The sequence below is a fragment of the Candidatus Zixiibacteriota bacterium genome, assembly GCA_016933955.1.
Taxonomy (GTDB): Bacteria; Zixibacteria; MSB-5A5; order GN15; family PGXB01; genus JAFGTT01.
In genome coordinates, this window is record JAFGTT010000009.1 from 76327 (window position 1) to 91554 (window position 15228).

The following is a 15228-nucleotide window of genomic DNA, read 5'->3' on the forward strand; positions in this document are numbered from 1 at the left end:
AACTTTGTTCATATAGTTATACCCCACATATTGATATATAAATTACTTGCCAGACAGCCGTTTGAAACGGATTAATTGGAATTCCCATCGAGAATCGGGCTGATCCGTGTAATATTTTGGCATCATTCATGTTACGCGAATATAAACGAGATGGATGGGGATTTGTTCCCAAAAAAGTGGGAGATTTCGAATGGCCGGGGAGACTATCGTTTCAGGAAAATATTGAAAATTTCCATGCCGCTTATCGTTACCAGGCTGACAATAATACCGGCAATGACCACCCCGAGCGATAAATACAGCAGGGATTTTCTTTTCTGGAGTTTCAGCAGCCAGGCCGCGATGGTTCCGGTATAGGCGCCGGTAATCGGCAACGGAACAGCCACAAAGAGCATGATTCCCCAGTAACCGTATTTTTCCATATTCCGCTCGGCCTTGCGCCGGGTCCGATCGATATATTTATCGAAAACGACCTGATAGATATGAATCCGGTAAAGCAATTTATGCAGGGTTTCGAGGAAAAGGTAAGTAATCGGAATCACGAGTATATTGGCAAGGACGCAAATTACGAAAGATGTCACCAGATCAATATCGTTGGCGACGGCATAGGGAATGCCGCCGCGGAGTTCCGAGATCGGCAAAAGGGAAAGAATGATGGCATGAATATATATATTCAACTTCATTATCTCCGCGGAAGATTTCCTTTATCAATTCTTATTAAATCAATTAGGCCAATATACGCATTAGCTCGTTCAAAAGACAGGGCAAAAATTATTTGTGAGTTTTACTGTTGCGATATAAATAGACGGTATATTAAACTACTATACGGGAGAAATTCAAACAAGATAATCCGGGATTCGGGGAGGTCATTCATGAATAGAAATTATCCGATAATACTGGTGGTATTTTTAATACCATTGGCTTTTCAGGCGGCGGCGGGAACGGTGGATTCCAATATCGCCGGGAAATGTCTGACCTGTCATAAAGAGTTATCGCCGGGTCTTTACAATCAATGGTACAATTCGGCCCATGCTTTTCACAAGGTGGCCTGTCTGGACTGCCACGGAGCCGCTGATGGTGAAAGCGACGCATTTATGCACGAGGGGGCGTTGATTGCCACTCTGGTGACTCCAAAAGACTGCGGGAAATGTCATCCGAAAGAAACCGAGGAGGTTGACAATTCCTACCATGCCACAGCAGGTTTGATCCTTGATTCCCAGGATGCCTATATGGCTCATGTGGCCGGGGGGCAGCCGGTGGCCATTGCCGGTTGTGAAAGCTGTCACGGCGCCAAAGTCGTGATTGACCGGAATTCACCCAATCGCCTGTCGCCTAAAAACTGGCCCAATTCCGGAATCGGGCGGCTGAACCCCGATGGTTCCAAAGGAGCCTGTAACGCTTGCCATACGAGGCATACTTTTTCCAAAGCCCAGGCGCGTCAGCCGGAAGCCTGCTCCAAATGCCATCTCGGGCCGGATCATCCACAGAAGGAAGTATACGAGGAATCCAAGCATGGTAATGCATATTACACGCATATTGAGGACATGAATCTCGCAAGTGCCCGCTGGGTTGTCGGCGAAGATTATTTCGAGGCCAATACCTGCGCCACCTGCCATATCTCCGCCACCCGCAGCCAAAGTGTTTCCCATGATGTCGGGCAGAGATTAGCCTGGACCCTGAGGCCGCCGGTATCAAAGCATAAGGAAAACTGGCAGGTGAAACGGAAGAATATGAAAGACGTCTGCACCGCCTGCCATACCCGGGTCTTTATCGATGGTCATTTTTACCAGTTTGATGCTCTGGTTAATTTATACGATGAGAAATTCGGCCAACCGGCCGGGGAAATCATGGCCCTTATCAGGAAAAACAAACTACTGGAGAATCCAGCTGAGTTCGGCAATAAGATCGAATGGACTTACTGGGAGTTATGGCATCATGAAGGACGCCGGACCAGGCATGGGGCGGCCATGATGGGACCGGATTACACCTGGTGGCATGGGATGTATGAGGTGGCACAACATTTCTATTTCAAGTTTTTGCCGGAGGCCAAACTTTATAACGACCCGGAAGTCAATGCCTTTATTGAAAGGTTATTAAACGATCCGATGCATCGCTGGCTATATGAAAACACATCGATTCTCAAGGACAAAATACGATCCGGCGAATTACAGAAAACTTACGAGAGGTTTTTTACCCCAGAAAACAGGTAATGACAATTATTGATAAATTCACTCATTTCATCCGGGGACTGACGGTCAACTGGTGCGGAAGAGCCGGAGTGATTTTGACCACCTCAGCGTTTATCATTTTCATTCTGCTCGAGGCGGCCCGGATGGTCGGTCTGTTAACCAATGCTTATGTCGGACTGATAACCTACCTGCTTTTCCCGGCGTTATTTATTATTGGTCTGCTGTTGATTCCTGTTGGATGGCGCATTTACAGAAAGAAAACCGGCAGAAGGACCCGCGAACTTTTATCGGAACGATTCGACCCTGAGGCCAATCAGGCCGGAATGGCGGGATCAGGAGTATTCCGCACCATTGCCATTTTGACCCTGATAAATATTCTTTTTATGGGCGGAGCCAGTGTTCAGATGTTGCATTTTATGGACCGGCCGAATTTCTGCGGTACGGCCTGCCATAGTGTCATGAATCCGGAGTGGGTCACCTATCAGGATTCGCCTCATGCCCGAGTGCGATGTGTCGAGTGCCATGTCGGTGAGGGGATCGGAGCGGCCATAGATGCCAAATTAAACGGTGTCTGGCAGATGATTTCGGTTACTTTCAATCTTTATGAACGACCCATTCCGACGCCGGTGCATAATCTTCGCCCGGCCCGGGAAACCTGTGAGAAATGCCATTGGCCGGATAAATTTTACGGCAACCGCCTGAAGACAATTTTTAAATATGATCATGATGAAAATTCCACCCCGTGCTACACCACTTTGGCTTTAAAAGTCGATGCCGGCTTGAAAAACAAAAAAGCCGGCATCCACTGGCATACTTCGGAAACAAACGAGGTTCACTATGCCTCGGTCGATGATAAACGGAAGGATATGATCTGGGTTGGAGTCCTTCGGCCCGATGGTTCATATCACCGGTATTTCAACGATAACCTCAAAGATGCCCCGGTCAGTTATGGCAATATTCGGACCCTGGATTGTGTCGATTGTCACAACCGCGCAACCCATATTTATGAAGATCCCGAAAAGGCCCTTGATGACCGCATGAGACTGGGATTGTTTAATGTTTCATGGCCGTATTTTAAACGCGAGGCGCTGACGGCCATAACGCGTAATTATGCAACCCAGAAGGCCGCCTTGAGAGGAATTGCGGATCATCTTGAAGGATTCTATTCCAGAGCGTATCCACAGAAATATGGATCGGGGCGGGTATCTCTGGACACCAATATTATTGTTTTAAGAGAGATTTACAGACGCAATATTCATGAGCGGATGAATATCAAATGGGGCAGCTACGCAAATAACATCGGCCATCGCGGTAATGGGGGTTGTTTTCGATGTCACAACGACGAACTCCGTGACGATAGCGGCCGAACCATATCTTTTGATTGCGCCCTGTGCCATTCGGTTCTGGCCAATAATGAATCCAACCCGTTTTATTATTTGATACCGGCGGATACGTCCGATCGTAATTTCGAGATGCATAAATACTTAAGAGATGAGTTTTTCAATTCCTATCTGAGGTTCACGACTGAAAAATAGTCCGTCGCTTTGAGGTCTTATCACCAAGGGACATTTCTTGACTTCTGTCTGCATTTTGCTATCTTGGTGGCGTTTATAAACATGAAACAGATTGTGGCAACGTTTTAAAGATGCCGGTAACGCAAAAAAATAAACTCTATGTGGCGATCGGGATCGATTGCGACCCGGACCGCGACACCTACCCCGAAAAGATGACCTTCCGGGGAATCGAAAATATCCCGAAGCTGTTTGACCTGCCTGATATCAAATGGACATTCAATATCCGGGCCGACAGCGAAGTCCGCGATTATCACGGTTCGGCCCATTATTGTTATCAGCAGTACCGGGAGATCTGGGAGACAGTTCTTCGGCATGGTTCGGCCTGGGCCTGGCATCTGCATTACTACGACAATCACAATCGCCAGGATATCTCGGAAACTAACATTGTCGAAAATATCCGGCTTGGCTCCGAGGCCCTAAATCATCCCGACCTGGTTCATATGGGCTGGACTTTCCAGAACGAGTTTTCTATCAGGAGACTATATGAGGCCGGGGTAAGGGTGGATTACAGCCCTTTGCCAAAGATGAAATTCGACGGTCGCCGGGGGACCGATATGTACGACTGGGGCAATGTTTCATACGAACCATATATCTGGCACGGGGTTAAAATGATCCCGGCTTACACTTTTAAAAGCCGCCTACTGGCGCATCGGTTCGGAACCGAACGGGTGATGTTGACCACCTGTACTACTCCCCTGCTGTTTAAAATGCTGGTGCGGGATTTTTTCAAAAACAGCCACGCTCAATTCTTTGTAAATTATTTCCATATTGATGAAATCATCTCGGCTCTTCGCGACTGGCGAAGGAAATTGTACAGTTTTGATAATTTAAAGAAAAATATCGAATATATAAAGATCATGGCGGACCGGAACAACCGGGAAATCGAATTTGTCAATATCCGGCAACTGGCGGGAATCCTTTTCGATGAAAATAATCCTGGTCACCAATAATTCCATTTACGGGCGGTATTTTGCATCGGAAATCGCCCGACTGGCCGCACCCGATCAGATCATTATCGAAACCGGGCGGCCATCGAATAAATTCTATGTCAATAAACTCAGGAAAGTCGGCCCCCTTAATTTCGTTTTTCAATACTGGCTCAACCTCTGGTTCGCCCGCGAGGGCGCCCGAAATCTGCCGGATATGATTCTGCCGGAGCATATCGAGGTAGAAAATATTAACCGCCATCAGCTCGATCCGGAAGATCTTCTGATCGGTTTCGGGACTTCATATATTACACCCAAGACTCTCAAGCGGCAGAAAAATGGTTTTTTGAACTTACATACGGGATTATTGCCGGAATATCGCGGGGTTAAATCCGAATTCTGGGCGCTTTATAACCGCGATTATAAAAACGCCGGGTGGACTCTGCACTACATGGTCTCCAGACTTGACGCCGGCGATATTATTATCAGGCAGAAAACGGAGGCAACCGTCGAAAATCCCGGCGAGTTACGATGTAAGATTATCCAGGAGGCGGTTTTGGTGATCGCTGAATTTATCGGGCGGGTACGTTCCGAGGGTATTGAATCGATCCAGCGGGAACCTCAGGACGAAACAAAAGCCCGCTATTATACCACCCCGACTTATGGGGAATGGCGCCGTTACAGGAAACAATCCGGTCTAAAATAAAACCAATTGCCATTACCAGTCGGCAGGTATTTTTCTATCTTTTACATTAAATTATAAATTACGAATTCCCGGATTTCCCTGTCATACTCCCCTGATTATAAATCTTAATCATGCAGCTTCTCTTTTCGTAGTTTTATTGAATCCAATTGGAATGAATTTTGGAAAGGATAATATATGGTCGAGCAACTCAATAAAATTAAATGTATCCCGTGCGAGGAAGGCGCCGCACCCCTGAACGATGCGGAAATCAACGAACTCCTGCCACAGGTGACCGGGTGGGAAGTTCAACCTATGGAGAAAGACGGACATCAAATCAAGGCTCTTCAAAAATCATTCAGGTTCAGGAACTTCCGCTTGGTCATGGCCTTTTTGAGAGATGTCGAAGAGATCGCCGAAACCGAGGGACATCATCCCGATTTCTGCGTGCATTACAGCCTGGTTGAATTCACCATCTGGACCCATGCCATTTCCGGTCTGCATAAAAATGACTTCATCATTGCATCCAGAATAAATGAAATATTCGACTCCCGATGGTATGATGGGGAAAAGTCTTGAAATTGCGGGGCCGGGGCAATATATTCAGATAACAGGATGATGATCTTCGGAGAAAATATGGGCCGGTTGTATCGGGCCGGTGATATTCGTCATGAAAAAACTTGAAAATAAAACCGCTCTCATCACCGGGGCCGGCCGCGGGATCGGCCGGGCCACGGCGCCACTTTTTGCCGGTCAAGGCGCCGATTTGATTTTAGTCTCCCGAACTGACTCCGAACTGGAATCCATCGCCGGGCAATGCCGCTCGTTGGGAAGAAATGTTTATCATGAGGTTTTCGATCTGGCGGAGCTGGATCGGATTGACAGTTTTATCGATCAGGTTCGCTCTCGCTTCAATCGGGTTGATATTTTAATCAACAACGCCGCCCGGTTCGAGGCCGGTTTGATGCGGGAATACCCGGTTGATAAGTTTCGACTGATGCTGGAAACCAACCTGGTGGCTCCTTTTTACCTGGCGCAGAAAATTATCCCCCTTATGGATCCCGAGTCGGGTGGGACGATTGTCAATATCTCGTCCTATTCGGGATGTTTCGGAACCGAAAAATTTCCGGGCTTCGGAGCTTACAATATAAGTAAGTACGGGCTCTGGGGACTGACTGAAATTCTCGCGCTGGAGAATAAAGAAAAAAATATCCGGGTCAACCAGCTTACACTTTCGGGAGTCGATACCGATATGTTTCGTCGCGCCGTTCCTCCCGGAGTAACTGCTGATCTGACTCCGGAGCAGGTGGCCGAGAAAATACTGTACCTGGCCGGGGATGATTCTCACCGTCTGACCGGGCAGAATATTATGCTGCCAAGGATGCCCGACGGGGTTTGATGGTCATGGCGGACCTGGAGAAATCGGAAAAACTGCCGCCTGATAAAAGGTATTTCAATATTTCCATTCTCTGGATTCTCTATTTTCGCCATGTTATTCGTCTGCTGTATCATCTGAAAATCCCGCACGAAATAGTCACCCTGATGTCGATTTTAAGCGGCCTTGTTTCGGCCGGATTGTTTTATTCGGGATATTTTATTCTGGCGGCGGTGGCTCTTCATTTCAAGGATGTTTTTGATGCCTGCGACGGGGCTCTGGCCCGCCTGACCGGTCGGGGCCATTTGATCGGGCGGTATTTGGACTCTCTCGGCGATTTTGTTACTCTGACGCTGGTCATAGGAGCAATTGCCCTGAGAGCGATGGAAAATATCTCGACTGCATATCTGGCGTGGGGTATTCTGGCCGTATTATCGACCTTCATTCAATGTTCTTTTTTCAATTATTACCAGCTGGCTTATCTGGATACATTCGGTATCAAGACGCTTTCGTCGAGACGCGATGAACGATCCCGCGACGATCTGGACCGTTTCAGCAATAACCGTTCCGCCCGGGCATTTCTGGCCGGATTGCGCCTGTTCTATTTGATCGTTTATGGCTGGCAGGACCGCCTGGTGGCATCGGTCGACGGAAAGATGTTTCGCGGCAGTCCGTTGAATGATAATATGGAACGGTTCGGGCGGCGTTCCCTGATGGTTATGCAGTCGGCGCTCTGTTTTGGAACGCATATTTTCGTGATCATTCTTTTTTCCGTTTTTCAGAAACCGTGGCTGGGATTGATTTTTATCGGTATTCCCATGAACCTTTACCTTATTTTCCTGTTATATCTTCGTAAAAGGTATTACCGCACCCGGGTCGGTTTGCCGGCCGGGGGCGAGTGATCGGGATTATGTCGAAAGGTGAATTTTATGAAAACAACTATCACCAGAAGAGTGGTTTTTTGCGCCGGACACCGTTTGTACAACCCGTCATACAGCGATGGGAAAAACCGGGAGATTTTCGGCCCCTGCTCCAATCCCAACGGTCATGGACATAATTATACCCTTGAGGTCACCGTTATCGGTGAGATCGACCGGGAAACGGGTATGGTCATCAACCTGAAGGATTTGAAACGGGTGATCGAGGAGGAGATAGTCGCCCGGGTCGATCATAAAAACTTGAACAGCGATGTCGATTTCATGGCGGGATTGATTCCCACCACCGAGAATTTCGCCAACCGGATCTGGGAAATTCTCGATCGGAAACTGGGCGGCGGTAAACTCCACCGGATCACTCTTCGGGAATCGGAAAACAATTATATTGAAGTTACCCGTTAGCAAGGGGGACATTGATGAAAGATATTCAAAATTTACCGGATCACCGGAGAATAAGTATCGATAAAGTCGGAATAAAAAATCTGCGGTTACCGGTCGTTGTCAGGGATCCTAACCGGGTCAAGCAGGCGACGGTGGCGGATGTCAATTTTTATGTTGATCTCCCGCACCATTTCAAGGGAACCCACATGAGCCGTTTTGTGGAAATCCTCAACGAGCACCGCCAATCGCTTGATATCACTCATCTGGGAGCCATCCTGGTGACCGCCCGCAAAAAGCTGAATGCCCTTAAAGCCCATCTGGAATTGACATTTCCCTATTTTATCGAAAAAGAGGCTCCGGTCACGGGGTCACGCGGTTTGATCGATTATTTGTGTACTATCTCGGCCTCGAGTAACGGTGATGAAAAAATCGACCTGGTGCTGACAGTCAGGGTTCCCATTACCACCCTCTGCCCGTGTTCCAAGGAGATATCCAATTATGGGGCTCATAACCAGCGGTCGATCGTGACTCTTTCGGTCCGTACCAACCGGCTGGTCTGGCTCGAGGAATTGATACGGATAGTGGAGAACGAAGCCTCGTGCGAAATTTATTCACTGCTGAAACGAAAAGACGAGAAATATGTCACCGAACATGCCTATGAAAACCCGCGGTTTGTTGAAGATGTGGTGCGGGGAATTACCCAGCGGGTGGCGGGCGATAATCGGATCGACTGGTTCACGGTCGAGTCCGACAATATCGAATCGATTCACAATCACAATGCCTATGCCCTGATCGAGCGTAACCTGAAAGCCGAGCGCGAGGACAGGTCTTTGGCCGCAGTCGAAAATCCGGCAGAAATATCCGCCGGCTTCGAATGATCTTACAAAAAAGACCTGTCTGGTAATTACCGGTCAATTATTCGGCAACAGTTCTCGAATTACCGATCCCAGTGATTCAACGGTATAGGGCTTCAGAATCCTTTTATGGATGTTGATATTTCGATAATCCACCATCAGCGGATTTCGGGTGGTCTGGCTGGAAATAATCACCATGGCAAAAGGATCGATTCGGCACAAACCGCGGATCAGCTCTTCAGCTTCGTTATCCCCGAACGTATCCAGGTCGATCATGACGGCATCGAACCGGCGTGCCTCCCTGATCGACTCATGGTAAACCGTTACGGCTTCATCCCGGCTGGTAACAGCAGTGCATCCGATTTCAAGACGGTCGAGCATACTCCTGGTCGCATTCCGCATCGGAATTTCATTCTGAACCAATAACAGGTTGCACCCCTTTTGATCTTTCCTGACGGCTTTTCCTTTTATAATATGCTCCTTATCAATATAGACGGATAATTTCAGGCCTTACACATATAAGTCGGATGGTTTCAATCGGACCATGCATCAACGAAATAAATTTCATTAATATTAGAATTTCTGATCAACATTGATTCTGATTGCTGATCGGCACTGGACCGATAGTGCAAAATAATAAAAATTCAATTGATGTCAAGTGATAAAGTTATTTGTATCCATAAAAAAGATTGGAATTTTATCATGTTGAAAATATTCCGGGAGTGGTATATCTTAAGCAAAATATTTCGAACCGAAAAAATATCTTCTGGTATAACAGATGCAGGGCACTCATTTTTTTCAAACATATCTACTTCTGGGAGGGGGTAATGATACAATTGTTTCAATTTAGGTTTGATCACCGCACGCTCTATGTGGGAGCGGCTCTGATACTATCCATCATCGGGATGGTTATTGCGGTTGATTTACTGGCTGAGGGAACTCAGAGCGGTCCCGACCTGAATGTGTCGGTGGCCCGTTTCGAGCCCCAGGGCGAAATCGATCCGGCCACCAATATAACGGTCAAATTCAGCCGGGACATGGTTCCCAAAGACAGTCTTGATCAGCCGGTGCTCGATCCGCCGCTGGAGTTCGATCCGCCGGTTTCGGGGGTGGCCCGCTGGATCGAGCAGGATATTCTCCGTTTTTACCCGGATAATGAACTGAATCCGGCCAGCGAGTATAAAATCCGGGTCAAATCAAAAAAAACCTATTACAATGGCAACAGAATCAATGAGAAACGAACCTTCCGGCTGGTCACCGGGCCCCTTACCATAATCTCCATGGATTATCATCCCCTGTACGCTCCGGATATTCCCGGCCGTGTTCGGCTGGGCATTAATCTATGGTTTAATTACCGGGTCGATCTTGAACAGTTGAAGATGAAATTGGGTATCGATGGCGGTGAAGGATCGTCGAAAAACCATCTCGCCTTCACCATCAGCGATTACAGCATGGATATGACTGAGACCGAAGTTGAGGAGGCCCGCCGGACGTATGCCGCCAATGTTACCATTGAAACCGAAGAGCTCGAAGTAACGGATAGGCGGCAGGAATATATCCTGACTATCGCCAGTGGATTGCCATGTTTCACCTGCGGACAGGGGCTCGAAACCGAATACCGGCAATCTCTATATCTCGAATCCAAGAAACGTCTTATCGTGAAAAGCGCCCGACCTTTGATCGAGGGAAAGAAAGGCGGTATTCAGATTTTTCTGTCTGATGGGATCAATGATGAGACGGTACGGAGTTTTATTTCGGTATCCCCCGAATTTGATTTCACCGCCCGGGCCAATCGCAACTGGATGCAACTTAGCGGGGATTTCGAGCCCGGCCGGACTTACACTGTTACCCTGTCCGAGGGATTACCATCAATATCCGGGTCATTTTTGGAAACTAAATTTTCCTCAATCATAACTATCCCGGATCTGCCGCCATCGATCGAGTTTACCTCGCCGGGCATGTATCTGCCCCGTCAGGGGGCCGGATTGCTGGAGGTCGAAACCATCAATGTCGATACGCTACTGGTCGAGGTGGAACAGGTCTTTGTCAATAATATTCTGTATGCTCTTTCATCGGGGTATGGTTTTTCCGGTGGATATTATAATCGTGCCAACCTGAGTATTCTGGGCAAAAACTTCTTTTCAATAGATAAAACCCTGGAAGGTGAGCTAAATCAGCCCATCAGGACCACGATTGATATCGGTGGGATAATTCCGGATACGGTTCGCGGTATTTTCAAGGTATCGGCCCGTATAAAAAGCAACCGCTGGAGACAGGACAGCCGTCTGGTGATGAAAACCGATATCGGCCTTATGGCCCGGCAGTCGGACAATTATCTGATGGTTTGGGCCAATTCTCTCTCGGAAACCGCCCCCCTGGCCAAAGCCTCGGTTACCCTGATGAGTCGGAATAACCAGGTTCTTCTGACCGGTCAGACCGATTCACGGGGGCTGGTTGTTTTCAACGACATCGCCGAAAAAATCGAGGGTTATGATCCCTATTTGATAATTGTCACTTACAATGGTGATTTATGCTTCCTGAAGTTCGATGATTGTCTGTTACCGACCAGCGATTTCGATGTGCGAGGCCGGCCGGAATTGGTCTCCGGATATGAGTCATTTATCTATCTTGATCGGGGTGTCTATCGGCCAGGCGACACGGCTCATATTGTTTCACTGGTGCGGGGCGTCGGCGGTACAGTGCCCGATGAATTCCCTTATTTCATCAATATCACCGAACCGGGAGGAAGGGATTTCCAGAGTTTCCGGGTGAGTACCGGCGGTTCATCTATGACGGCGGTCGATCTGGAAATACCTGATTTTGCGCGGACCGGTGTTTACCGGGCGGTGGCCCGTATCGGCGAAGATATGGAAATCGGCCGGACATCGTTTCAGGTCGAGGAATTCATGCCTGATCGGATAAAAACGACGGTGACAACGCCGGAGAAGGAATACCAGGCAGGTCGCACCGTGCCGATTGACGTAACCGGCAAATTTCTTTTCGGGCCGGCGGCGGCGGGACATAATGTTTCGGCCCACATTACTATCGAAGCCCAACCGTTTGCTCCGGCCGGTTATGAGGATTATACCTTTGACGATTACAATGTCGAATTCTCGCGAGTCGAGATCGATCTGCCTGAAAATCATCTGGACGATAGCGGTTATTATACTTTCAAATCCTCTATCCCGGAAGGTTATCGGCCCGGCTCGGCACTGAAAGGGTTGATTTCCGCCACGGTTTCCGAGCAGGGCGGACGAGCGGTTAGCGCCTATACCGATATTACGATTCATCCTTACCCGAGATATCTCGGTATCAGGAAGGATTTTGAGAGTTTTGTTAAACCCGGGGATTCCTGCCGGTTTAGCCTGGCCATAATTAATTCTGACGGAACGGCAACCTCGCTGGCCGAGACTGATATTAATTTCTACCGGGTGGTGTACAATTCCATTCTCCGAAAAGACGACAACGGCCGTTACCGCTATATTTCCGAAAGAAAATTGATTATCCAGGATTCGCTCCGTCAGGCTCTGCCCGATTCGGGACTATCGGCCTGGTTCGTTCCGCCGCAGAATGGCAGTTACCTGATCGAGGCGGTCGACTGCAAGGGCGGACACAAGGCGGCGGTCTTATTTTATGCTTCCGGGTGGGGATATGCACCGTGGTCGATGGATAAACCGGATCGGATCGAGATCGACCTGGACCGGAAATCGTACCCTCCCGGGGACAATGCTATTGTGCAGATCAGGTCGCCGTTCGGAGGAAAGCTTCTGGTTACGATCGAAAAAGACCGGGTAATTGAGTTTATCACCTATGATATGGCGGAGAATACTGCGGAGATAAATATCCCGGTTAGAAAGGATTTCTTTCCCAATGCCTATATTACCGCGACGGTTATAAAGAAGGCGGGCGAGATCGATCCAATGTCACCGTCCCGGGCATTCGGGGTGGCACCAATCATGCTGGATATGACTGAAATGGGGTTAAAGGTTTCTATTACCGCTCCCGAAGTGATCAAACCCAGAAATGATCTTAAGATTGAATTGCAGGTTGCCAGACCGGGCAGGACTAAAGTGACGGTAGCGGCGGTGGATGCCGGGATACTGCAGTTGACTGATTACCGTACGCCCGATCCGCTGGAGTTTTTTTATGGCAAACGGAAGCTGTCCCTCAGGCCGTACGATATCTATTCCTTTATTTATCCCGAGATCGAACGGGCCGCCAGTCATCTCAGTCCATCGGGAGGAGTCGACCTTTTCGAGGCCGCCCGTAAGCGGCATCTCAATCCGATTACCGCCCGTCGGGTCAAACCAGTGGCGCTCTGGTCGGGAATTGTGGAAACCGATGAATCCGGCCGCGCGGTGGTTAATTTTGGGATTCCGGAATTTAACGGCAAGCTGGTCATTATGGCTTTGGCTGTAAGGGAAAACCTGTACGGTTCGGTCACTGATGAAATAATTGTCCGGGACAATATTGTCCTGCAAGAAAGTTTTCCCCGGTTTATCAGTCCCAATGATGAATTCGATGGCCTGATAACCCTGTTCAATAATTCCGGATGGACGGCGGATATCTCGGTGCAACTGGACTGCCAGGGACCGATCGGGATTATATCACCGGCCGTGCAGAATGTCAGCTTGAGCAGCAACAGCGAGGGTCGGGTGGTTTTCCGGTTGAAAGCCGGACTGACTCCGGGTCTTATCAAGTGCCGGGTTCATGCCGCCGATGGACTGGAACACTCCGAGATCAATTTCGAACTGGCCAATCGACCGACTCAGCCGCTTGTCACCCGCTTCGGTTCGGGAGCCATTAATCAGGAGATGACGGCCAGTTTTGTTTTGCCGGATGAATGGATTGCGGAAACCGGGCAGTACAGCATTCACACCTCGTCTCTGGCCGCGGCGCAGTTTACCCGCAATATCAATTACCTGGTGCAATACCCCTATGGCTGTCTGGAACAGACTACCTCAGGATTATTTCCTCTGCTCTATTTTAATGATCTGGCCCGATTTGTTCAACCGGAAGTATTCAGCACCGGCGGCCCGGATTATTTTATCCGGGAAGGTTTAATCAAACTGAAAGGAATGATGCGCCCCGACGGGTTGTTTTCTTTCTGGCCGGGCGATGGTCCGGTCAATCACTGGGCCTCGATCTATGCTTCTCATTTTATTCTCGAGGCTGATAAAGCCGGTTTTTATGTCGATCCGAAAATCCGCCGGAAATTGATCAGTAATTTAAAAATATATACCCGCGGGCAGAGATTTCCGGGCGATGAGATCGGTATCCCCTGCCGCATTTACGCCGCTTATGTTCTTGCTCAGGCCGGAGAAATCGACAAAAAGGCGGTCAATTATGTCAGAGGACTTCCGACCCAGGATCTGACGGTCGATTCGCGGTTCCAGCTGGCCGGGGTGCTGGCCCTGGCCGATGATCGCGAGACAGCTGCCAGTCTGCTCCCAACCAATATCCAACCGGAAAATTATGAACCAGAAACGGGGGGCAATTTTTGTTCCGGTGTCCGCAGTACCGCTATTTTACTTGAGGTCCTGAACACTATCGATCCGGAGAATCCCTCCTGCGCCGTCCTGGCCAAAGACCTGATCGAAAAGGCCCGGCTGGGACGATGGTATACCACTCAGGAAACGGCATATGCCCTGATGGCCCTGGGGAAATATTTACGGGGACGGGAAGAAAGTAATTTCACAGGAACCCTTGAAATTGCAGGCGATTCGAGTTACTCCTTCGGAACCGATGACTTTAAACTGGAACGGAAGGATCCGGGCGGAAAAGCGGTCAATATCGATATTTCCGGGGCCGGGACCTGTTTTTACTACTGGCAGGCCAGCGGGGTACCGGTATCCAATGCTCCTGATGAGTTTACCCGGGGAATCACAGTGAACAGAGAATATCTGGGAGCCGACGGGACTCCGCTCGACTTGAAGGCGGTTGAGATCGGGACACAGGTGATTGCTCATATTCGGGTCGAGGCGGTCGATCGCGATCTGGACAATGTGGTTATCAACGACCTCCTTCCGGCCGGATTGGAGATTGAAAATCCAAGACTTATAACCACTCCACGTATGAACTGGATTCCCCGAAGCGATCTTAAAATAGATTATCAGGACATACGCGATGACCGCTTGCTGATTTTTGCGCATCTCTGGCCAAAACGACCGCTTGACATCTATTACAGCCTGAGGGCCATCGCCATCGGAGAGTTCAAAATTCCACCGGTAGCCGCCGAGTGCATGTACAACCCGGTTATCGCCGGATCGGCCTCATCGGGTATCCTGAATATTATCGAAAGAAAAGAACCATAGA

General features: G+C 48.9%; 12 protein-coding genes. 10 read left to right on the forward strand and 2 right to left on the reverse strand.

Translation table 11 applies throughout. From position 1 onward, the window contains the following. Positions 1–203: 203 nt before the first annotated feature. Positions 204–680 (reverse strand): small multi-drug export protein, encoded by a 477-nt coding sequence (locus tag JXQ28_02505; protein MBN2276596.1) that lies wholly within the window; start codon positions 678–680, stop codon positions 204–206. 189 nt (positions 681–869) lie between these two features. Here JXQ28_02505 and JXQ28_02510 point away from each other — a divergent pair, with 189 nt between their 5' ends. From JXQ28_02510 to JXQ28_02550, 9 genes are all read left to right on the forward strand, one after another. Continuing rightward, positions 870–2207 carry a hydroxylamine oxidoreductase gene (locus tag JXQ28_02510; protein MBN2276597.1) on the forward strand — a complete coding sequence of 446 codons (1338 nt, stop codon included), beginning with the start codon at positions 870–872 and terminating at the stop codon, positions 2205–2207. Then, positions 2207–3721, forward strand: a complete 1515-nt coding sequence (locus tag JXQ28_02515; GenBank protein ID MBN2276598.1) for a NapC/NirT family cytochrome c — start codon at positions 2207–2209, stop codon at positions 3719–3721. Before JXQ28_02510 ends, JXQ28_02515 begins: the two co-directional genes overlap by 1 nt. Before the next feature lie 110 nt (positions 3722–3831). Continuing rightward, positions 3832–4710, forward strand: coding sequence for a hypothetical protein (locus JXQ28_02520; protein ID MBN2276599.1), 879 nt, complete (start codon positions 3832–3834; stop codon positions 4708–4710). Next, positions 4685–5392, forward strand: coding sequence for a hypothetical protein (locus JXQ28_02525; GenBank protein MBN2276600.1), 708 nt, complete (start codon positions 4685–4687; stop codon positions 5390–5392). The genes JXQ28_02520 and JXQ28_02525 overlap by 26 nt, the downstream gene beginning before the upstream one ends. A 174-nt stretch (positions 5393–5566) precedes the next feature. Next, positions 5567–5947 (forward strand): 4a-hydroxytetrahydrobiopterin dehydratase, encoded by a 381-nt coding sequence (locus JXQ28_02530; GenBank protein ID MBN2276601.1) that lies wholly within the window; start codon positions 5567–5569, stop codon positions 5945–5947. A gap of 91 nt (positions 5948–6038) precedes the next feature. Then, positions 6039–6767 carry an SDR family oxidoreductase gene (locus JXQ28_02535; GenBank protein MBN2276602.1) on the forward strand — a complete coding sequence of 243 codons (729 nt, stop codon included), beginning with the start codon at positions 6039–6041 and terminating at the stop codon, positions 6765–6767. Then, positions 6764–7645 (forward strand): CDP-alcohol phosphatidyltransferase family protein, encoded by an 882-nt coding sequence (locus JXQ28_02540; protein ID MBN2276603.1) that lies wholly within the window; start codon positions 6764–6766, stop codon positions 7643–7645. Before JXQ28_02535 ends, JXQ28_02540 begins: the two co-directional genes overlap by 4 nt. Positions 7646–7672: 27 nt before the next feature. Then, positions 7673–8080, forward strand: a complete 408-nt coding sequence (locus JXQ28_02545) for a 6-carboxytetrahydropterin synthase (GenBank protein ID MBN2276604.1) — start codon at positions 7673–7675, stop codon at positions 8078–8080. 14 nt (positions 8081–8094) lie between these two features. Beyond that, entirely contained in the window at positions 8095–8937 is an 843-nt protein-coding gene (locus tag JXQ28_02550) for a GTP cyclohydrolase I FolE2 (protein MBN2276605.1), read from the forward strand. A 33-nt stretch (positions 8938–8970) separates the two neighbouring features. On the opposite strand, the gene JXQ28_02555 is transcribed toward JXQ28_02550, so the two are convergent. Then, positions 8971–9315, reverse strand: a complete 345-nt coding sequence (locus tag JXQ28_02555) for a hypothetical protein (GenBank protein ID MBN2276606.1) — start codon at positions 9313–9315, stop codon at positions 8971–8973. A gap of 425 nt (positions 9316–9740) precedes the next feature. Here JXQ28_02555 and JXQ28_02560 point away from each other — a divergent pair, with 425 nt between their 5' ends. Beyond that, on the forward strand, positions 9741–15227 hold the full coding sequence (locus JXQ28_02560) for an alpha-2-macroglobulin family protein (GenBank protein ID MBN2276607.1): 5487 nt from the start codon (positions 9741–9743) through the stop codon (positions 15225–15227). Position 15228: the final 1 nt, after the last annotated feature.

What these genes read in the sequence shown, in the direction of transcription:
- JXQ28_02505 (MBN2276596.1), bottom strand. Translation starts at nt 680, where the DNA reads ATGAAGTTGAATATATATATTCATGCCATCATTCTTTCCCTTTTGCCG.
- JXQ28_02510 (MBN2276597.1), top strand. Translation starts at nt 870, where the DNA reads ATGAATAGAAATTATCCGATAATACTGGTGGTATTTTTAATACCATTG.
- JXQ28_02515 (MBN2276598.1), top strand. Translation starts at nt 2,207, where the DNA reads ATGACAATTATTGATAAATTCACTCATTTCATCCGGGGACTGACGGTC.
- JXQ28_02520 (MBN2276599.1), top strand. Translation starts at nt 3,832, where the DNA reads ATGCCGGTAACGCAAAAAAATAAACTCTATGTGGCGATCGGGATCGAT.
- JXQ28_02525 (MBN2276600.1), top strand. Translation starts at nt 4,685, where the DNA reads ATGAAAATAATCCTGGTCACCAATAATTCCATTTACGGGCGGTATTTT.
- JXQ28_02530 (MBN2276601.1), top strand. Translation starts at nt 5,567, where the DNA reads ATGGTCGAGCAACTCAATAAAATTAAATGTATCCCGTGCGAGGAAGGC.
- JXQ28_02535 (MBN2276602.1), top strand. Translation starts at nt 6,039, where the DNA reads ATGAAAAAACTTGAAAATAAAACCGCTCTCATCACCGGGGCCGGCCGC.
- JXQ28_02545 (MBN2276604.1), top strand. Translation starts at nt 7,673, where the DNA reads ATGAAAACAACTATCACCAGAAGAGTGGTTTTTTGCGCCGGACACCGT.
- JXQ28_02550 (MBN2276605.1), top strand. Translation starts at nt 8,095, where the DNA reads ATGAAAGATATTCAAAATTTACCGGATCACCGGAGAATAAGTATCGAT.
- JXQ28_02555 (MBN2276606.1), bottom strand. Translation starts at nt 9,315, where the DNA reads ATGCGGAATGCGACCAGGAGTATGCTCGACCGTCTTGAAATCGGATGC.
- JXQ28_02560 (MBN2276607.1), top strand. Translation starts at nt 9,741, where the DNA reads ATGATACAATTGTTTCAATTTAGGTTTGATCACCGCACGCTCTATGTG.